Origin of the sequence: Streptomyces sp. NRRL WC-3742 (assembly GCF_000720635.1) — a bacterium.
GTDB lineage: Bacteria > Actinomycetota > Actinomycetes > Streptomycetales > Streptomycetaceae > Kitasatospora.
Genome location: NZ_JOCF01000080.1, coordinates 1 through 19,431, shown reverse-complemented (window position 1 = coordinate 19,431; position 19,431 = coordinate 1). Strand labels below are relative to the sequence as shown.

The window sequence follows — 19,431 nt, the reverse complement described above, 5'->3', positions numbered from 1 at the left end:
CAACCCTCGCGAAGCGGTGCGTGAACCCGATCGAGTCGGATGCGAGACGACGTGGACCATTCCGCCGCCCGGGCCACCGCGGCCAGCCCCGAACCGGGGCAGCTGCACGTGGTACTCGTCCTGGCCGCCAGCACCGGCGGCATCGGAGCGCACGTGCGCTCCCTGGCCCAGGGCCTGGTCGCGCACGGCGTGATCGTCACGGTCTGCGCCCCGGCCGGCACCGACGCCCTGTTCGGCTTCTCCCGCACCGGCGCGCGGTTCCACACCGTCGACATCACCCCCACCTCGGGCGCCCGCAGCGACGCCACCGCGATCGGCGAACTGCGCCGCGCCTTCACCGGCGCCGACGTGGTCCACGCCCACGGCGTGCGCGCCGGGCTGCTCTCCGACCTGGCGTTGCGCACCGCCGGCCGCTTCCCGGGCCTGCGCCCGGAGACCCCGCTGGTCGTCACCATGCACCACGCGCTGCTGGCCACCGGCATGGAGCGGCGCCTCCAGCGGCTGATGGAGCGCCGGGTCGCCCGCGCCGCCGACCTGGTGCTCGGCGCCTCCTCCGACCTGGTCGCCCGGGCCCGCGAACTGGGCGCCACCGACGCCCGGCTGGGCCCCGTCGCGGCCCCGCCGATGCCCGAGGGCCGGCTCACCCGCCCCGAGGCGCGGGCCGCGCTGCTCGACGGGGGCCCGGAGCGCCCGCTGGTGCTGGCCGTGGGCCGGCTCGTCCCGCAGAAGGCGTTCACCCTGCTGCTGGAGGCCACCGGGGAGCTGTCCGCGCTCGACCCCGAGCCGCTGCTGCTGATCGCCGGGGACGGCCCCGAGGCGGGCCCGCTGCGCGAGCGGGCGGCCGCCGAGAAGCTGCCCGTTCGGCTGCTCGGCTACCGCACGGACGTGCCCGACCTGCTGGCCGCCGCCGACGTGGTGGTGGTCTCCAGCCGCTGGGAGGCCCGCTCCCTGGTAGTGCAGGAGGCGATGCGCGCGGGCGTGCCGGTGGTGGCGACGGCCGTCGGCGGCATCCCCGAACTGGTCGGCGACGCCGCCGTGCTGGTCCCCTCCGGCGACGCGGGCGCGATCGGACGGGCGGTGCGCGAGCTGCTCGCCGACCCGGCCCGCCGGGAGGCGCTGGTGGCGGCCGGCCGGCAGCAGGCCGAGACCTGGCCGGACGAGGCCGCCACCGTCGCCCAGGTGCTCAGCACCTACGACGAGTTGATGCAGCGCAGCTAGACGGTCAGACCGTCGCGCCCTCGACGCGCTCGGCGGCCGGGACCTCCGGCTGGGCCGCGAGGTAGCCGGCGCCGCAGGCGGTGAGCCGCAGGGCGGTGTCGATCAGCGGCACGTGGCTGAACGCCTGTGGGAAGTTGCCGACCTGGCGCTTGAGGCGCGGGTCCCACTCCTCGGCGAGCAGGCCGATGTCGTTGCGCAGCGACAGCAGCTTGTCGAACAACTCGCGGGCCTCCTGCACCCGGCCGATCATCGCCAGGTCGTCGGCGAGCCAGAACGAGCAGGCCAGGAAGGCGCCTTCGTGGCCGGAGAGGCCGTCCACGTTGTTGCCGGACTCGTCGTGGGTCGGGTAGCGCAGGACGAAGCCGTCCTCGGTGGACAGTTCCCGCTGGATGGCCTCGATGGTGCCGATGACCCGCTTGTCGTCCGGCGGCAGGAAGCCGACCTGGGGGATGAGCAGCAGGGAGGCGTCCAGCTCCCTGCCGCCGTAGTACTGGGTGAAGGTGTTGCGCTCGGGGTCGTAGCCCTTCTCGCAGACGTCCCGGTGGATGGTGTCGCGCAGCTCGCGCCAGCGCTCCAGGTGGCCGTCGGCGGGCGTGTCCCCGGGGGCGTCCTCGGGGGTCTGCTCCAGCAGCTTGATGGTGCGGTCGACGGCGACCCAGGCCATCACCTTGGAGTGGACGAAGTGCCGGCGCGGGCCGCGGACCTCCCAGATGCCCTCGTCCGGGTTCTGCCAGTGGTCCTCCAGGTACTCGATCAGGCGCAGCTGGAGGTGGTGGGCGTGGTCGTTGCGCACCAGGCCCGTCATGTGGGCCAGGTGCAGGGCCTCCACCACCTCGCCGTAGACGTCGAGTTGGAGCTGCCCGGCGGCGCCGTTGCCGATCCGTACGGGCTGGGAGCCCTCGTAGCCGGGCAGCCAGTCCAGGGAGGACTCGGTGAGCTCGCGCTCGCCGGCGATGCCGTACATGATCTGCAGGTTCTCCGGGTCCCCCGCGACGGCGCGCAGCAGCCACTCGCGCCAGGCGCGGGCCTCGTCGCGGTAGCCGGTGCGCAGAAGGGAGGAGAGGGTGATCGCGGCGTCGCGCAGCCAGGTGTAGCGGTAGTCCCAGTTGCGCTCGCCGCCGATGTCCTCGGGCAGGGAGGTGGTGGGGGCGGCGACGATGCCGCCGGTGGGGGCGTAGGTGAGGCCCTTGAGGGTGATCAGCGAGCGGACGACGGCCTCGCGGTAGGGGCCCTGGTAGGTGCACTGGGCGGCCCACTCCTGCCAGAACCCGGCGGTGGCCTCCAGCATCTCCTCGGCGTCGGGGACGTCCGGGGGCTCGAGGTGGGACGCCTGCCAGGTGAGGGCGAAGGCGATGCGCTCCCCGGCGCGGATCGTGAAGTCGGCGTAGGTGGTGAGGTCGCGCCCGTAGGTCTCGGCCTCGCCGTCGAGCCAGACGGAGTCGGGCCCGGCGACGGCGACGGTGCGGTGGCCGCCGTCCGCCTGCTCCACCCGGTGGACCCAGGGCACGATCCGGCCGTAGGAGAAGCGCATCCGCAGCGCCGAGCGCATCCGGACGGTGCCGGCGACGCCCTCGACGATCCGGATCACCTGGGGGACGGCGTCCTTGCCGGCCAGCGGGCGCGGCGGCATGAAGTCGATCACCCGGACGGTGCCGCCCTGGGTGTCCCACTCCTGTTCGAGGATCAGCGAGTCGCCCCGGTAGCGGCGCCGGTCGGCCGGGAGGGCGGGTGCGGCGGCGGTGGGCGGGGGCACGCGCAGGTCGGCGGAGTCGGCGAAGCGCACCGTCGCGGGGGCGGTGGCCGCCGCGGGGGCCTGGACCTCGCTGAGCACGGCTTCGGCCGGGCCGATCCGCCAGAAGCCGTGTTCGTCGGTGCCGAGCAGGCTCGCGAAAACGGCCGGGGAGTCGAAACGGGGAAGGCAGAGCCAGTCGACCGCCCCGTCCCTGCTGACCAGGGCGGCGGTCTGCATGTCCCCGATGAGTGCGTAGTCCTCAATACGGCCGGCCACGTGGATCTCCAGTTCGCAATGTGGTCAGGGCATCGGCGAAGGAGGGAGCGAGCGGGTCTGCGGAGCCGGAGGTTCACCCCGGGACTGTCCGGTCCGCCGGGGGTGGTGGCGGGCCTTGCTGGAGTGTCCGTGCGGGACCTTGGGCGGCCCCTGAGGGTGGGTGGGGAGGAGCTGGAATTACGGGGAGGTCCGGTCGCGCATCGGGGACCGGGAGTGTCCTGACGCTCCCACGCCCTCCGCGTGCTCGTGCTGTCGGCGATGCGTCCGAGCAGCTTACGACGGACGAAAGGGGCGAAGCACGCGGGCGCAGCCCGGTGTGGCGCCGCAATTCGGGGAAAATGCCGTGCATCGCGGGCGCGGCCGCAAGGATGGCCCGGAAGGATCACCTCCGGGTGGTTCCGACGGGCGGGGCACCATGGCCCGTACGGAGTGCCAAACGCGGCTCCGGAGTGGCCCGGTCCGGCCGGAGTGCGACCGGTGGTGCGCAAGCGCCGGGTGGTGCGCCGGTGGTACACCCGGCGCGCGCTCCGGAGCGGCGCGGGCGGGCCGGAAGGCGACCGGGGCGGGGCACTGTTACCCTGGTATCCCGTGGACCGGTGGGGATGAAACGCCCCGGACCAGCCGAACCGACGACCCCCAGAGCGCCGTGCACCGCACGGGCCTCGCGTCGCCCGGCGACCCCGTGAGCCTCCCACCACGTCACCTTCGACAAGCGACCCACGGGAGCCCCCTCTTGGCACAGCCCCATTCCGGCAAGGCAGCGAACAGCCGCGCCGTGACGACCAAGCACCTCTTCGTCACCGGGGGTGTCGCCTCTTCACTCGGCAAGGGGCTCACCGCCTCCAGCCTCGGCGCGCTGCTCAAGGCCCGTGGCCTGCGCGTCACGATGCAGAAGCTCGACCCGTACCTCAACGTGGACCCGGGCACGATGAACCCGTTCCAGCACGGTGAGGTCTTCGTCACGGACGACGGCGCCGAGACCGACCTGGACATCGGTCACTACGAGCGCTTCCTCGACACCAACCTGCACGGCTCCGCGAACGTCACCACCGGCCAGGTGTACTCGACGGTCATCGCCAAGGAGCGCCGCGGCGAGTACCTGGGCGACACCGTCCAGGTCATCCCGCACATCACCAACGAGATCAAGTCCCGCATCCGCCGCATGGCGACCGAGGACGTCGACGTGGTGATCACCGAGGTCGGCGGCACCGTCGGCGACATCGAGTCGCTGCCGTTCCTGGAGGCCGTCCGCCAGGTCCGCCACGAGGTCGGCCGGGACAACGTGTTCTTCGTGCACGTCTCCCTGCTGCCGTACATCGGCCCCTCGGGCGAGCTGAAGACCAAGCCCACCCAGCACTCGGTGGCCGCCCTGCGCAACATCGGCATCCAGCCCGACGCGATCGTGCTGCGCGCCGACCGCGAGGTGCCGCAGGCCATCAAGCGCAAGATCTCGCTGATGTGCGACGTGGACGAGGAGGCCGTGGTCGCGGCCATCGACGCCAAGTCGATCTACGACATCCCCAAGGTGCTGCACGGCGAGGGCCTGGACGCGTACGTGGTGCGCCGCCTGGACCTGCCGTTCCGCGACGTGGACTGGACCACCTGGGACGACCTGCTGCGCCGCGTCCACGAGCCGCAGCACATCGTCAAGGTCGCCCTGGTCGGCAAGTACATCGACCTGCCCGACGCCTACCTGTCGGTGACCGAGGCGCTGCGCGCCGGCGGCTTCGCCAACAACGCCCGCGTCGAGATCAAGTGGGTCACCTCGGACGACTGCGAGACCCCCGAGGGCGCCCAGGAGCAGCTCGGCGACGTCGACGCGATCTGCATCCCCGGCGGCTTCGGCGACCGCGGCGTCAACGGCAAGGTCGGCGCGATCACCTTCGCCCGCGAGAACAAGGTCCCGCTGCTGGGCCTCTGCCTGGGCCTGCAGTGCGTGGTCATCGAGGCGGCCCGCAACCTGGCCGGCCTGCCGGAGGCGAACTCCACCGAGTTCGACGCCGCCGCCAAGCACCCGGTCGTCTCCACCATGGCCGAGCAGCTGGCCATCGTCGACGGCAAGGGCGACCTGGGCGGCACCATGCGCCTGGGCCTGTACCCGGCCAAGCTGGCCGAGGGCTCGATCGTGCGCGAGGTCTACGACGGCGAGCAGTACGTCGAGGAGCGCCACCGCCACCGCTACGAGGTCAACAACGCCTACCGCGCCGACCTCGAGAAGACGGGCCTGCAGTTCTCCGGCCTCTCGCCCAAGGGCGACCTCGTCGAGTACGTCGAGTACCCGCGCGAGGTGCACCCCTACCTGGTGGCCACCCAGGCCCACCCGGAGCTGAAGTCCCGCCCGACCCGCCCGCACCCGCTGTTCGCGGGCCTGGTCAAGGCGGCCATCGAGATCAAGACCGCGGCCGAGTAGCCCACGGTCGATCCACGGTCGTTCACCGGACGGCGGTCCCGCGATTCCCGCGGGGCCGCCGTTCGGCGTTAGATTGTGTCGTACTGACGAAAAGGGGAGTGCGATGGAGCAGCAGGGGATCTTCGACGTGGCCGAGGAGTGGGAGGTCCGCGGCGGCACGACACCGTTCCAGGGCAGGGTCACCGGCGTACGCAGCGAAGAGGTCCTGATGCCGGACGGCAGCTGGGCCCGCCGCGACTACCAGACCCACCCCGGTTCCGTCTCCGTGCTCGCCCTCGACGCCGAGCGGCGGGTACTGGTCCTGCGCCAGTACCGCCACCCCGTGCGCCAGCGGCTGTGGGAGCTGCCCGCGGGCCTGCTGGACGTGCCCGGCGAGAACCCCTGGCACGCCGCCCAGCGCGAGCTGTACGAGGAGGCGCACTGCAAGGCCGACACCTGGCGCATCCTCGCCGACTACTACACCTCCCCGGGCGGCACCGACGAGGCGCTGAGGATGTTCCTGGCCACCGACCTGTCGGCGGCCGAGGGCGAGCGCTACGCGGCGGAGGGGGAGGAGCAGCAGATCGAGGTCGCCTGGCTGCCCGTGCCGGAGCTGATCCGGCTCATCCAGGCCGGCGAGCTCCACAACCCGACCCTGATCACCGGCACCCTCGCCGTGCACGCCGCGCTCACCTCCCCGGGGGGTCTGGACGCGCTGCGCCCGGCCGACTCGCCCTGGCCGGCTCGGCCCTTCCAGCACTCTCGTTGATTCGCCCGGGTGATTCGCCGGTTCGTACGACCGGATGTCACCTCGGCCGGGCCGGACGGTCGAACTACGCTTCGTGGTCAGGGCGCCCGTTCCGGGCCGCCTGGCCGAGCGCGGGTCCCGCGCCCGGCCTCCGAGCGCCGGACGACGTCGGGAGTGGCACGGGTGGCGAGGAAGACCGCGACGATGGACCCCGGCCCCGACGCACCCGCCGGGGCCGTTCCCGGTCTGGAACGGCTGCCGGCCGGCCCCGCGCTGTTCGCCGGGCGCCGCACCGAACTCGCCGCGCTGCGGGCCGCCGCCGCCCGTCCGGCCAGCGGGCGCTGCCCGGTGCTGGTGCTGGCGGGGCGCCCCGGCTCCGGCCGTACGGCGCTGGCCGTGCGCTTCGCCCGTACCTGCGCCGCCGACTTCCCGGACGGCGTGCTCTTCGCCCGGCTCTCCGCCCCGGACGGCTCCCGGGTGCCGCCGGCCCGGGCGGCCCGACAACTGCTGGAGCAGCTCGACCCCGAGGCGGCCGTGCCACTGCCCGGCGCCGCCGAGGACGGGCGGGACGAGCCCGGCTGCGTGGCGCTGCGCGAGGCGCTGGCCGGGCGGCGGGTGCTGCTGGTGCTGGACGACGTGCGCGACGCCGGGCAGCTGTGGCCGCTGCTCGCCGACGAGAGCGGCTGCCTGGTGCTCGCCACCACGGCCGGGCCGCTCACCGGGATCGAGGACATCGACCCGGTGATCCTCGGCGGCCTGGACCGTCGGGCCTCCGGCGAACTGCTGGCCGACCTGGTCGGCGGCACCCGCATCTCCTGCGACCCGGTCGGCGCGGCCGACCTGGCCGAAGCCTGCGGCTCCCGGCCCGCCGCGCTGCGGCTGATGGCGGGCTGGCTGCGGGGCAACCCGAAGGTCGCCGTGGCGGACGCGGCGCGGGAGCTGCACCGGGTGGTGGGGGAGGAGGCGGCCGAGAAGCCCGCTGAGAAGTCTGCTGAGAAGTCTGCGGAGAGGGTTTCCGAGAAGCCCGCTGAGAAGGCGGACAAGGCGGCGGATCGGGTGGCGGATCGGGCGGCGGAGAAGAAGGCCCCGGGGAAGAAGGGGACCGACCCGGAGACCCCCGGCCGGACCGGGGCCGAGCCCGCCACCGGGACGAACGGGTGGGTCAGGCCCGCCCCCGAGCCGGCCGAGCCGGTGCCCGTCCCCGACAACGACCCGCTGGTCGGCGCCTTCACCCTGCTGCACCGCACCGTGCCGCCCGTCCAGGCGCGGATGCTGCGCACCCTGACCCTGGCCCCGGCGCAGACGGCCGACGCGCGCACCGCCTCCGCCCTGGTCGGCTGCCCGGCGCCGGAGGCCGCCGCGACCCTGGCCGCGCTCGCCGAGCGGGAGCTGCTCGACGAGGAGGCGCCCGCCGCCGACGGCACCGCGCGCTACCGGGTGCCCGGGCGGCTGCACCCCCGGCTGGTGCGGCTGCGCGAGAAGGAGGACCGCCCGGCCGAGACCGAGCTGGCCAGGGCTCGGCTGCTGGAGCGCCTCGTCCGGCTCACCGAGGCGGCCCGCGCCCTGCTCGACCCGGCGGGCGGCCCCGCCCCCGACCCGCTGCCCGCCGCGCTGCGGCTGCGTTCGGCCGCGCACGCGAGGCAGTGGCTGCTCGGCGAGCGGGAGGTGCTGCTGGGCGCCGTCGCCGACGCGATCGGCCAGGGGGACCTGGACGGCTCGGCGGGCCGGCTGGTCACCGCGCTGCTGCGCACCCTCCCGCTGGCCGGGGCCGCCGCCCCCGCCGACCTCTACCGGCTGCACGAGCTGGTGCTGACCGTCGCCGAGCGCCACGGCCGCCCCCGCCGCGCCTCGGCCGCACTGCTCAACCTCGGCGACCTCCAGGCCGCGGCGGGCCGCTGGGAGCAGGCTTCCGGGCACTACCGGGCGGCCCTGGAACACGCCCGGACGGCGGGGGACGAACCGCTGTGCGCCCGGGCGTTGGAGGGCGCGGCGGGCTGCCACCGGGCGCTCGGGGACCCGGTGCGCGCCGCCGACTGGTACGGGCGGGCGCTGGGCCTGCGGCAGTCGCTCGGCGACCAGGCATCCGAGGCCAGGCTGCTGGCCCGGGTGGCCGAGGCGCACACCGCCCAGCGCCGTTTCGAGGAGGCCGACCGCGAGTACCGCGCCGCGCTGGCGGTGCTGCGCCGGATCGGCGACGAACGCGGTCGGGAGGCGGTCGCCGCGGCCCTCGCGGACCTGCGGGAACGCGTGGACGCCGGGTGGTGAGGGCCGTTTCGGGAGTATCGTCGAAGATGCCCGGTTGGTGCCCATTGCGAGGGTAAGTCGGTGAGGAAGCCTACGAACCTGCCAATGCGCTCGGCAAAATTAGTCACTTTGGAAGGCTGACAGGCCGACTGGGCTTCATTACACTCGAACTCAGTCGCGCAGCGATCCCCTGCCCCGGGCTGCCCGGAGGCTTCCCCACGTGCGCGTATCCCGCCGGTATCTCTCCGGTCGGGACCCCCATGGCAAGAGGACGTGTTCAGTCGTGAAGGTCGGCATCCCCCGCGAGGTCAAGAACCACGAGTACCGCGTGGCCATCACGCCCGCCGGCGTGCATGAGCTGGTCCGCAACGGCCACGAGGTCTACATCGAGGACAACGCCGGTGTCGGCTCCTCGATCCCCAACGAGGAGTACGTCGCCGCCGGCGCCACCATCCTCCCCACCGCCGACGAGGTGTGGGCCACGGCCGACCTGCTGCTGAAGGTCAAGGAGCCCATCGCCTCCGAGTACCACCGGCTGCGCAAGGGTCAGACCCTCTTCACGTACCTCCACCTGGCGGCCGACCGCGCCGGTACCGATGCGCTGATCGCCTCGGGCACCACCGCCATCGCGTACGAGACCGTGCAGCTGTCCAACGGCGCCCTGCCGCTGCTCGCCCCGATGTCCGAGGTCGCGGGCCGTCTGGCCCCGCAGGTCGGCTCGTACCACCTGATGCGTCCGGCCGGCGGCCGAGGCGTGCTGCCCGGCGGCGTGCCCGGCACCCACCGCGCCAAGGCCGTCGTCATCGGCGGTGGCGTCTCCGGCTGGCACGCGGCCACCATCGCCATCGGCATGGGCTACGACGTGACCCTGCTCGACCGCGACATCAACAAGCTGCGCGAGGCCGACCGCGTCTTCGGCACCAGCATCAAGACCGTCGTGTCGAACGCCTTCGAGCTGGACAAGGCCGTCACCGAGGCCGACCTCGTCGTCGGCGCCGTCCTGATCCCGGGCGCCAAGGCCCCCAAGCTCGTCACCAACGAGCTGGTCTCCCGCATGAAGCCGGGCTCCGTGCTCGTCGACATCGCCATCGACCAGGGCGGCTGCTTCGAGGACTCGCGTCCGACCACGCACGACGAGCCGACCTTCACGGTCCACAACTCGGTCTTCTACTGCGTGGCCAACATGCCGGGCGCCGTCCCGAACACCTCCACCTACGCGCTGACCAACGCGACGCTGCCGTACGTCGTCGAGCTGGCCAACCGTGGCTGGAAGGACGCGCTGCGCCGCGACGCCGCGCTCGCCAAGGGCCTCAACGTGCACGAGGGTCAGATCACCTTCCCGGCCGTGGCCGAGGCGTTCGGCCTGGAGTCGGTCTCCCTGGAGAGCGTGCTCGCCTGAAACACCTGACCGCACGGCGGTCGTTCGCCCCCGACCCGATCCGCTCGGGCCGGGGGCTTCGCCGTGCCCGTGAACAGTGGGCGACGCGGGCGGGTCGCTCTGTCGTCAATTTCGGGCGGTCGTGTCACCCGACCACACCCCGGCGTGGAAACCTCGGGGCTCAGGAGCTGCTCATCCCTTGACAGGAGCCCGCCCGACAGTCGACACATCCTGCCCACTACCGTGGATTGTGTTGCTGCGAACGCCTTGAACGGCCTAGAGTCGCAAACCGTCGGCATGCTGCCACGCTGACGAATCGACATAGAGTCCTGGATGCCCAAGGAGGTAAGACGACTTGTGAATGAGTCGACAATTGCTCCCGGGGGTGGTCAGCCAGGACTGGCGGAGCTCACCGCCGGCCAGCCGAGTGAGGAGCCCGGGGCCCGGCAGCCCTCCGTGGGCTCGGCCGAGGTCGGCTCGGTCGCACTCCGTACCTTCGAAGCTCGCCAGAACACAGCGCAGGTGACCACGGTGACCGATCACGACGCCGACTTGGCGGCCTACGGCCTGGCCTACGGCGAGTTCGCCTACGGCGCCTACGACGACCCGGACGCGGAGTACGAGCCGGACCCGGAGTACGCCGCCACCCTGGCCCCCGACGCCGCGCGTCAGCGCCGCGAGCGGATCGGCCCCACCGGCCGTCCGCAGCCGTACTTCCCGATCCCCGCGCCGGTGGCCGAGCACGGCCCCGCGCAGATCATCGCCATGTGCAACCAGAAGGGCGGCGTCGGCAAGACCACGTCGACCATCAACCTGGGTGCGGCGCTGGCCGAGTACGGCCGCCGGGTGCTGCTCGTCGACTTCGACCCGCAGGGCGCGCTCTCGGTCGGACTGGGCGTCAACCCGATGGAGCTGGACGTCACCGTCTACAACCTGCTCATGGAGCGGGGCCTGACGGCCGACGAGGTGCTGCTCAAGACGGCCGTGCCGGGCATGGACCTGCTGCCGTCGAACATCGACCTCTCCGCCGCCGAGGTGCAGCTGGTCAGCGAGGTGGCCCGGGAGTCCGCGCTTGCGCGCGCCCTGAAGCCGCTGCTGCCCGACTACGACTTCGTCATCATCGACTGCCAGCCCTCGCTGGGCCTGCTGACGGTCAATGCCCTGACGGCCGCTCACAGCGTGATCGTGCCGCTCGAGTGCGAGTTCTTCGCGCTGCGCGGCGTCGCGCTGCTGACGGAGACCATCGAGAAGGTGTGCGAGCGGCTCAACCCCGACCTGCGTCTGGACGGCATCCTCGCCACCATGTACGACTCGCGCACCGTGCACAGCCGTGAGGTGCTGGCACGGGTCGTCGAGGCGTTCGGCGAGCACGTCTTCCACACCGTCATCGGGCGGACCGTGCGCTTCCCGGAGACCACCGTCGCCGGCGAGCCGATCACCACGTACGCGACCAACTCGGTCGGTGCGGCCGCCTACCGCCAGCTCGCCAGGGAGGTGCTCGACCGGTGCCGCCCCGCCGAGTGAGTCTCCCGGGTGCCGACGAGCTGTTCCGGACCACCGGGGGGATGGCGCTCTCGCCCTCCCTCGCGCCGCGTCCGGCCGCCGAGGCATCCAGACCGGAGACCGCGCGGAGCGTCGACGGCACGGACGGCGCCGAGGGCGTCGAGGCCCCGCAGGGCGCCCCGGAGGACCGGGACGAGCGCGGGGCCGGTGACGGGCGCCGGCAGAGCGCCTCCGTGCCCGCGCAGCCCCCCGTCCAGCGGTCGGCGGGCACGGTCGGCGTGGCCGGCACGGGTTCGATCGGCGCGGGCGCCGGAGCCGCGGCCCAGGCCGCTGCGAGGGGTGCCGCAGGCGCTCCTGCGGGGCGCCAGCACCCCGGCGGGGCCGAGGAGCAGGCGACGGCCGCCGCAGGGCGCGCCAGGCCGCGTGGACGGGCTCCGCGCCGCCCCAGCGGGCGCGAGCGGCACGACGAGAAGATCACCGTGTACGTGTCCGCCGAGGAGCTCATGGACCTGGAGCACACCCGGCTGGTGCTGCGCGGCGAGCACGGCCTGGCCGTGGACCGCGGGCGGATCGTCCGGGAGGCCATCGCGGTCGTCCTGGCGGACCTGGAGCAGCGCGGGGAAGCCTCGATCCTGGTTCGGCGGCTGCGCGGGCGCTGAGCACCCGCGGCGTGTCGTGAGGGCCCCGGGGCGGGGCGGACGGCGCGGACGGGTGAAGATGGACCGCCATGCCGAGTACCGCCGAACCAGCCGCCAGCACCGCGAACGCGACCGAGGACGAGTCGCGCGGCGGCTTCCGGGTACGGCTGGACAACTTCGAAGGCCCCTTCGACCTGCTGCTGAGCCTGATCGCCAAGCACAGGATGGACGTGACCGAGGTGGCGCTCGCCACCGTCACGGACGACTTCATGGCGCACATCCGGGCGATGGGCCCGGACTGGGACCTCGACGCCGCGACGGAGTTCCTGGTCGTCGCCGCCACCCTCCTCGACCTCAAGGCCGCCCGGCTGCTGCCCGCCGCGGAGGTCGAGGACGAGGAGGACCTCGCCCTGCTGGAGGCCCGTGACCTGCTGTTCGCCCGGCTGCTCCAGTACCGGGCGTACAAGCGGGCGGCGGCGGTGCTGGGCGAGCGCTGGGCGGCCGAGCTGCTCAGCCGGCCCCGTACGGTCGGGCTGGAGCCCCGGCACGCCGAGCTGCTGCCCGAGGTGGTGATCACCATCGGGCCGCAGCGGCTCGCCGAGCTGGCGGCCAGGGCGATGGAGCCCAAGCCGAAGCCCGTGGTCTACGTGGACCACATCCACACCCCGCCGGTCAGCGTGCGCGAGCAGGCGGCGCTGGTGGTCTCGCTGCTGACCGAGCTGGGCGAGGCGTCCTTCCAGCGGCTGGTCCAGGACGCGCCGGACACGCTCGTCGTCGTCGCCCGCTTCCTGGCGCTGCTGGAGCTGTACCGGGAGAAGGCGCTCGACTTCGACCAGCCGGAGGCGCTGGGCGAGCTGCGGGTGCGCTGGGTGGCCGAGCCCGGGCGGGCGGTGGTCGAGGTGACGGACGAGTTCGACCGGCCGGTGGAGGCCGAGAAGGCGCAGGAGGAGGTCGGGCGCGGATGAGCGGCGTGGACGAGGGCGGCGGACGGCCGGTGCGGCGCCCGCTGGGGCTGCCGGGGCAGCCGAGGGCGCAGGAGTGGCTGGAGCCGGTCTTCGAGCTGCTGCCGGAGCCGGAGCCGGTTCTCGAGCCCGTGGTGGAGGCTGCCGGGCCCGAGGAGCCGCGGATCGTGCACCAGAAGTCGGCCCCGCCGACTTCCGGCGTCGTGGAGGCTTCCGATCCGGCGCTGAGGGCCGACCTGGAGGCGATTCTGATGGTCGTCGACGAGCCCGCGAGGGAGGAGCGCCTCGCCTCGGTGCTGGAGCGGCCCCGGGCGCAGGTGGCCGCCGCGCTGCACGAACTCGCCGCCGAGTACACCGCCCAGGGCCGGGGATTCGACCTGCGGCTGGTGGCCGGGGGCTGGCGTTTCTACAGCCGTGACCTGTGCGCTCCGGCCGTCGACCGCTTCGTCCTGGACGGCCAGCAGGCCCGCCTCACCCAGGCCGCACTGGAGACACTGGCGGTGGTCGCCTACCGCCAGCCCGTGTCCAGATCACGGGTCTCTGCCGTCCGCGGTGTGAACTGTGACGGAGTGATGCGTACCCTGGTACAGCGAGGACTGGTGGAAGAGGCCGGATCCGAGCCCGAAACAGGTGCGATCCTGTATCGGACGACGAACCACTTCCTGGAACGGATGGGGCTCCGCGGGCTGGACGAGCTGCCGGAACTCGCACCCTTCCTGCCCGAGGTCGACGACGTGGAAGCGGAGTCCCTGGAGGGCACGATGATCGCGGAGGCGGTCGCCGCCGCTGCCGCGCAGGCCGCGGCGGGTGATGGCGAAGCCGATGGGGCTGCGCCCGATCGGTAGGGGGCGGTGAGGTCGGCCGAGACGACCGCACGGCCCAGACGGAAAAACGACGTACGGACATTTCATGCGCAGCAGTGGCAACGGCAGGAACAGCGGCGGCGGCGGTAGCGGCCGCGGCGGACAGGGCGGGGGCCGGGGCGGCTCCTACGGCGGCGGCAGCGGCAGCGGCGGTGGCCGCGGCGGCTCCGGCTCGGGGTCGGGCTCGCGCGGGGGTTCGTACGGCGGTGGCCGCGGAGGCTCCGGCTCGGGCTCGGGCGGGGGTTCGTACGGCGCTGGCCGGGGCGGCTCCGGCTCGGGGTCGGGCGGGGGTTCGTACGGCGCTGGCCGGGGCGGCTCCGGCTCGGGGTCGGGCTCGCGCGGCGGCTCGTACGGCGGTGGCTCGTACGGTCGTGACGACCGCCGCGACGACCGTCGTGACGACCGCCGCTACCCGGACCGCCCGCTGCGGCCCGAGGAGCGCAGGTACGACCGCCCCGAGTTCGGCGGCGGCCCCAACGCCACCCCCGCCCGCGGCGGCTTCACCGGCCGCAAGCCCGGCGCAGCGCCGCGCCCGCGCCGCGAGGGCCAGGGCGCCCCGGGCGACCCGCGCCGCCAGCCGCAGCGCTCCCGCGAGCTGCAGGCGAAGATCGAGGACGCCGTCATCGCCCGGCACGACAAGCCGGTCGTCAAGACGCCCAAGACCTTCGGCGAGCCCGAGGGCGAGCGGCTGCAGAAGGTGCTCGCCCGTGCGGGCATGGGCAGCCGCCGGGCCTGCGAGGAGCTGATCGAGCAGGGTCGCGTCGAGGTCAACGGCAAGCGCGTCACCGAGCAGGGCAAGCGCGTCGACCCGGAGAACGACGAGATCAAGGTGGACGGCCTGACCGTCGCCACCCAGTCGTTCCTGTTCTTCGCGCTCAACAAGCCGGCCGGCGTCGTCTCCACCATGGAGGACCCGGAGGGGCGCCAGTGCCTGGGCGACTACGTGACCAACCGGGAGACCCGGCTGTTCCACGTCGGCCGGCTGGACACCGAGACCGAGGGCATCATCCTGCTCACCAACCACGGTGAGCTGGCCCATCGCCTCACCCACCCGCGCTACGGCGTGACCAAGACCTACCTGGCCGCCATCCAGGGCCCGATCCCGCGCGACCTGGGCAAGCAGCTGGCCAAGGGCATCGAGCTGGAGGACGGCTACGCCCGCGCCGACAGCTTCAAGGTCATCTCCAACGTCGGCAAGAACTACCTGGTCGAGGTGACCCTCCACGAGGGCCGCAAGCACATCGTCCGCCGGATGCTGGCCGAGGCCGGCTTCCCGGTCGAGAAGCTGGTGCGCACCCACTTCGGGCCGATCGCGCTGGGCGACCAGAAGTCGGGCTGGCTGCGCCGGCTGACCAACCCGGAGGTCGGTCAGCTGATGCACGAGGTCGGTCTGTAGGACTGCTCCGGTTCCGGACAGGGCCCCGCTCACACGGGATGTGAGCGGGGCCCTGTCGCGTGCCCGGGCCGTACGCGCGCTGTGAGGACGGGCTCACGCCCTGGTCAAGGCCGGGTTCTGCCCTGGCTCCGGCCTTGTCAGCGTCATGATCCGTGGCAGAGGATGGCCACCCGGACCACCGCCCGCCACGTGGCGGGACCGCGCCATCGGGCGCCCGCGGGTCCGCGACCGGGGCGAACAGGGGGAGACGGCGTCGTGTCCGATGCACCGCTGACTGCGTTGGGGCTGGCCGAGCAGGACGGGCAGGTCTACGCGGCGCTGGTGGCCAATCCGCAGTCCACCGCGGAGGAACTGGCCGCCGGTTGCGGCCTGACGCTCCAGCAGGGCGTGCGCGCGCTGGACCGGCTGGCCCAGCAGGGCATGGCGACCCGCGCGCCGGTGGACCGTCACCGCTACCTGCCCGTGGCCCCCGACGTCGCGATCGGCACCCTGATAGGCCACCGGGAATCCGAACTGCGCCACGCCCGCGCCGAGATGCACCGGCTGATGGACGCCTTCCGGGAAGCCTCGCGCTACACCGACCCGGCGCACTCGGTGGAGGTGCTGACCGGCGGGGAGGCCATCGCCCAGCGGCTGGAGCACATCACCGAGACCAGCCAGTACCAGGTGCGCGGCTTCGACCGCCCGCCGTACATCCAGGACCCGGTCGGGCCGCTGCCGTTGCAGCGGCGGCGGCTGCGCGAGGGGCTGAAGTTCCGGACCGTCTACGACCGGGAGGCGGTGGCCTGGCCGGGCCGGCTGGAGCGCAGCATCCTGGTCGGCGTCGCGGACGGGGAGGAGGCGCGGGTGCGGCCCGCCCTCCCGATGAAGATGATCATCTCGGACGACCGGATGGCGATCATCCCGATCAGCGTGGGCGACAGCGTGCTCGACGCCGCGTACGTCATCCACCCCTCGGCGCTGCTCCAGGCGCTGGACGCGCTGTTCGAGGCGGAGTGGGAGCGGGCCGTGCAGCTCCAGGCCGCGATCGGCTCCGGCGAGGCCGGCCTCGAACCGGAGGCCGACCACCGCAAGCTGCTCGGGCTGCTGGCGGCCGGGCTGACGGACGAGTCGATCGCGCGCTCGCTGGGCTGGAGCGCCCGCACCACCCAGCGGCGGCTGCAGGCGCTGATGCGCTCCCTGGGCGCCACCACCCGCTTCCAGGCCGGGATGGCGGCCCGGGAGCGGGGGTGGCTGTAGCCGCGCTAACTCCAGGGGGTGAGGGAGGCCCAGCGGCCGTCCGGGCCGCGCAGGACCTTCTCCAGGCCGACCACCGCGGTGCGGTTGAGCCGGCCGTAGATGTGCGGGAACAGCACACCGGGCGTGGCGCCCGGCGGCGGGGCGCCGTGCGGGGCCTCCCACTTGACCATCGGCTCGACCAGCGACTCCTCGATCAAGAGCGCCATCAGCGGATCGGGCGTGTCGGCGAAGAAGGAGTTGGCCACGGCCAGCGCCGTCTGCTCGTCCGGCGAGCAGTGGATGAACCCGTCGGTGAGCAGCGAGGCGGCGGCGTACGGACGGCCGGGGTCGGACAGCCAGTCGTCGAGGGGGGCGAGGTGCAGGATCATGTTCCTGTTGTACCCGTTCGGTGGGGTCGGTCCTGAGCGGACGTCACGAGGAGACTCACAGGCCCGCCACCTTGGCGGAGGCGGTGATCTCGTACGACAGGGTGAGCGTACGGCGGGCGCCCGGGCCCAGGGGGACGTCCCAGCGGACGATGCCCTCGGTGTCGAAGGAGTCCGGGGCCGGGGAGCACTCCTCCTTGCGCAGCCGCACCTCGACGGCGGCCACCTCGGAGACCGGCACCCGCTCGCGGACGGTGACCAGCCGCTCGTCGCGCTCCTCCGGGCCGGAGAAGCGGGACAGGTGCAGCCGGACCGTGCGGACGGTGGTCTGGCGCCCGGTGAGGGTGGCGGTGGACCGGCGCTCCTCCGTCTCGCGGACCACCCGGTAGCCGTCCGTACTGCCGAAGGACAGCTCGGCCTCGGCGCCGGCGGCGGTGAAGCGCAGCTCGCCTCGGCCCGTGAAGCCGCTGCCGCGCACCAGCTCCACCGGGCCCGCCAGCAGCGGGTGCCCGGCCGCGTTGCGGAACCGGACGACCTGGGTGACCAGCGGGGACAGCTCCGGCGCGCAGGCGTACTCGCTGCTCGCGTCGGTGGTGAAGGCGCCCAGCGGCACCCGGTGCGCCCGGCCGTCGGAGGGGACGGTGGCCGGGGCGGGGGCGGGCAGGACGCGCGCCTCGCCGCCGTCGTCCAGGCCGGGGACGGCGACGGCCGGGCCCAGGGTGTTCACCGCCTCCTCGCGCAGCTCGACCTCGACCTTGCGGCGCTCCTCGTCGGTGCGCTCGCGCAGGGTCAGCACGTCCGCGGCGATCGAGGGCGGGTCGGTGGCCAGGGCGGAGCGGGCGGTGGAGAGCGTCAGCGCGACGCCCGTCCAGTCCTCGCCGGTGCGCTGCCAGACCACGGCCTCGGACTCCAGGCGCAGTGAGCCCCTGGAGTCCTCCGGGGAGCCTGCCGGGGAGAGGACGGCGCGGTAGGAGGGCCGCCACAGGGCGCAGGGCACCAGGTGGCCGACGGTCAGCGCGACCGGGCCCGGCTCGGAGACCTCGACCGTCAGCTCCAGGTGGGCGACCAGCTCGGCCGGCTCCTCCTCGGCGCGGTCCAGGGCGAGCAGCGCCTCGGTGCGCTCCTGGTCCAGGCGGCGCAGCCGGGAGCGGGTGGCGCGCAGCTCCTCGCCGAAGCGCTCGCGCTCGGCGTCCACGCGCTCCAACTCGCGGGCCCAGCGGGTGCGTTCGATCTCGCCGACGCCCGCGCCCTCGCCGACCTCGCGCAGCAGGTCGGCGCAGAGCTGGGCGAGCAGGGCCAGGCGGGCCTCCAGCCGGATGCGGCTCTGGTCGGCCTGGCGGTAGGCCGTCTCCAGCTCGTGCAGGCGGTGGCGCAGCGCGGAGTCCTCGGGGCCGGGCGGCAGCGGGGCCCTCGCCGACCAGTTGCGCACCAGGCGGGACTCGAGGATGCGGGCGCCCGGGGTGGCGGTCTCGGCCCGCAGGGTGTGGTCGACGGCCAGGGCGGTGACCGGGCCGAGCCGCAGGCGGTGGACGCCGGCGGCGAGCTGGAGGGTCGTGGCGCGCTCGACGCGGCTGCGGTCCTCCAGGCAGGTGACGGCCGTGACGGGAAGGGCCGTGACGGGGTGGGGGGAGGTGCTTGCGGTCATCTCTCAGTTCCTCCGGTTTCCACCGACGATGGCCTTACCGGCCGGGATCTTGATCTGGTAGCCGCCGTCCAGCTCGGTGCGGCCGCCCGGGGGCAGCTCGACCCGCCAGAGCCGGGTGCTGGGCGGGCACTCCGGCGTGGGGACGGCCGGGGCCTGCCAGGCGGCGCGCTCCTCGATCCGGATCTCGGCGTCGGAGGTGACGGGCACCCGCTCGCGGACCTCGACGGTGACGGCCCGGCCGAGCCGGTTGGCGAGCTGGACGTGCACCCGGTGGTCGAGGACGGTGCTGTTGCCCATCAGCTTGCCGGTGGTGGACTCCTGCAGTTCGGTGCGGCGCGCCACCTCGACGCCCTCGGCGACGCCGACGCCCAGGCGGCGGGTGCCGCCGGGGGCGAGGGTGGGGAAGGCGGCGGTGAGGAGGAAGTCCTCGTCGACGGTGACCTCGACGGGGCCGGCCAGGAGGGCGCGGTCGGTGTGGTTGGCGAGCACCAGCGTCGCGTACACCTTTTCCTCGACGGCGGGGACGGTGACGTACTCGGGGTGCGCGTCGAGGGGGAACTCGTCGACGGTGACGGTGTGCCAGGTGCCGTCGGAGGGGATGTCGGCGGGCGCGGCGGCGTCGTAGCGGTGGTCGAAGGAGCCGGCCGACTCGCGCGGGGCGACGGCGTGGCGGGGCGGGTCGAGGTAGCGGAGGTGGCCGACGGGGGCGTCGGGGGCCGTGTGCTCGGGCGGGCGGCGCAGGGTGCCGCGCTCGGCGCGGGGTGCGTCGGGGCCGGAGAGGACGAGGCCGGGGTAGTCGAGGAGGACGTCGCCGGGGTCGTGGCCGGGCGGGGGC

General features: G+C 73.8%; 15 protein-coding genes. 11 read left to right on the top strand and 4 right to left on the bottom strand.

What is annotated here, in order from left to right; genetic code table 11:
• The first annotated feature begins 51 nt into the window (after nucleotides 1-51).
• A complete protein-coding gene (locus IH61_RS0133690; RefSeq protein ID WP_031076955.1) occupies nucleotides 52-1,218 on the top strand; it encodes a glycosyltransferase family 4 protein in 1,167 nt (388 codons plus the stop codon).
• A 4-nt stretch (nucleotides 1,219-1,222) separates the two neighbouring features.
• Here IH61_RS0133690 and IH61_RS0133685 read toward each other — a convergent pair whose 3' ends face one another.
• Nucleotides 1,223-3,226: a glycoside hydrolase family 15 protein gene (locus tag IH61_RS0133685; protein WP_051838514.1), complete on the bottom strand. Its 2,004-nt coding sequence runs from the start codon at nucleotides 3,224-3,226 to the stop codon at nucleotides 1,223-1,225.
• Nucleotides 3,227-3,959: 733 nt separating this feature from the next.
• Here IH61_RS0133685 and IH61_RS0133680 point away from each other — a divergent pair.
• From IH61_RS0133680 to IH61_RS0133635, 10 genes are all read left to right on the top strand, one after another.
• Nucleotides 3,960-5,636 (top strand): CTP synthase, encoded by a 1,677-nt coding sequence (locus IH61_RS0133680; protein ID WP_078911598.1) that lies wholly within the window; start codon nucleotides 3,960-3,962, stop codon nucleotides 5,634-5,636.
• 103 nt (nucleotides 5,637-5,739) lie between these two features.
• Nucleotides 5,740-6,384 carry an NUDIX domain-containing protein gene (locus IH61_RS0133675; protein ID WP_031076949.1) on the top strand — a complete coding sequence of 215 codons (645 nt, stop codon included), beginning with the start codon at nucleotides 5,740-5,742 and terminating at the stop codon, nucleotides 6,382-6,384.
• Between the two features lie 162 nt (nucleotides 6,385-6,546).
• A complete protein-coding gene (locus IH61_RS0133670; RefSeq protein WP_158845589.1) occupies nucleotides 6,547-8,628 on the top strand; it encodes a tetratricopeptide repeat protein in 2,082 nt (693 codons plus the stop codon).
• A gap of 262 nt (nucleotides 8,629-8,890) precedes the next feature.
• Complete coding sequence (gene ald / locus IH61_RS0133665; protein ID WP_031076944.1) at nucleotides 8,891-10,006, top strand: alanine dehydrogenase; 1,116 nt, start codon at nucleotides 8,891-8,893, stop codon at nucleotides 10,004-10,006.
• A 435-nt stretch (nucleotides 10,007-10,441) separates the two neighbouring features.
• Nucleotides 10,442-11,509, top strand: coding sequence for a ParA family protein (locus IH61_RS0133660; protein ID WP_031076941.1), 1,068 nt, complete (start codon nucleotides 10,442-10,444; stop codon nucleotides 11,507-11,509).
• Between the two features lie 41 nt (nucleotides 11,510-11,550).
• The gene (locus tag IH61_RS0133655) at nucleotides 11,551-12,147 is read left to right on the top strand and encodes a hypothetical protein (protein WP_199823425.1); all 597 of its coding nucleotides are present in this window, start codon (nucleotides 11,551-11,553) and stop codon (nucleotides 12,145-12,147) included.
• A gap of 68 nt (nucleotides 12,148-12,215) precedes the next feature.
• Nucleotides 12,216-13,091, top strand: coding sequence for a segregation and condensation protein A (locus IH61_RS0133650; protein ID WP_051838512.1), 876 nt, complete (start codon nucleotides 12,216-12,218; stop codon nucleotides 13,089-13,091).
• A 248-nt stretch (nucleotides 13,092-13,339) separates the two neighbouring features.
• Nucleotides 13,340-13,933, top strand: coding sequence for an SMC-Scp complex subunit ScpB (gene scpB, locus IH61_RS0133645; RefSeq protein WP_234327442.1), 594 nt, complete (start codon nucleotides 13,340-13,342; stop codon nucleotides 13,931-13,933).
• A 64-nt stretch (nucleotides 13,934-13,997) separates the two neighbouring features.
• The gene (locus IH61_RS0133640; protein ID WP_031076932.1) at nucleotides 13,998-15,347 is read left to right on the top strand and encodes a pseudouridine synthase; all 1,350 of its coding nucleotides are present in this window, start codon (nucleotides 13,998-14,000) and stop codon (nucleotides 15,345-15,347) included.
• Between the two features lie 255 nt (nucleotides 15,348-15,602).
• Entirely contained in the window at nucleotides 15,603-16,586 is a 984-nt protein-coding gene (locus tag IH61_RS0133635) for a helix-turn-helix domain-containing protein (protein ID WP_158845586.1), read from the top strand.
• A gap of 5 nt (nucleotides 16,587-16,591) precedes the next feature.
• Here IH61_RS0133635 and IH61_RS0133630 read toward each other — a convergent pair whose 3' ends face one another.
• The 3 genes from IH61_RS0133630 to IH61_RS0133620 form a co-directional block, all read right to left on the bottom strand.
• Entirely contained in the window at nucleotides 16,592-16,954 is a 363-nt protein-coding gene (locus IH61_RS0133630; protein ID WP_031076927.1) for a DUF952 domain-containing protein, read from the bottom strand.
• A 55-nt stretch (nucleotides 16,955-17,009) separates the two neighbouring features.
• The gene (locus IH61_RS0133625; protein WP_031076925.1) at nucleotides 17,010-18,596 is read right to left on the bottom strand and encodes a mucoidy inhibitor MuiA family protein; all 1,587 of its coding nucleotides are present in this window, start codon (nucleotides 18,594-18,596) and stop codon (nucleotides 17,010-17,012) included.
• Nucleotides 18,597-18,599: 3 nt separating this feature from the next.
• Nucleotides 18,600-19,431: DUF4139 domain-containing protein (locus tag IH61_RS0133620; RefSeq protein ID WP_031076923.1), on the bottom strand; the 832-nt coding region annotated here is incomplete at its 5' end.

Coding starts and splice junctions, on each gene's coding strand:
- IH61_RS0133675 (WP_031076949.1), top strand. CDS start 5,740: ATGGAGCAGCAGGGGATCTTCGACGTGGCCGAGGAGTGGGAGGTCCGC.
- IH61_RS0133655 (WP_199823425.1), top strand. CDS start 11,551: ATGGCGCTCTCGCCCTCCCTCGCGCCGCGTCCGGCCGCCGAGGCATCC.
- IH61_RS0133650 (WP_051838512.1), top strand. CDS start 12,216: ATGCCGAGTACCGCCGAACCAGCCGCCAGCACCGCGAACGCGACCGAG.
- scpB (WP_234327442.1), top strand. CDS start 13,340: ATGGTCGTCGACGAGCCCGCGAGGGAGGAGCGCCTCGCCTCGGTGCTG.
- IH61_RS0133640 (WP_031076932.1), top strand. CDS start 13,998: ATGCGCAGCAGTGGCAACGGCAGGAACAGCGGCGGCGGCGGTAGCGGC.
- IH61_RS0133630 (WP_031076927.1), bottom strand. CDS start 16,954: ATGATCCTGCACCTCGCCCCCCTCGACGACTGGCTGTCCGACCCCGGC.
- IH61_RS0133625 (WP_031076925.1), bottom strand. CDS start 18,596: ATGACCGCAAGCACCTCCCCCCACCCCGTCACGGCCCTTCCCGTCACG.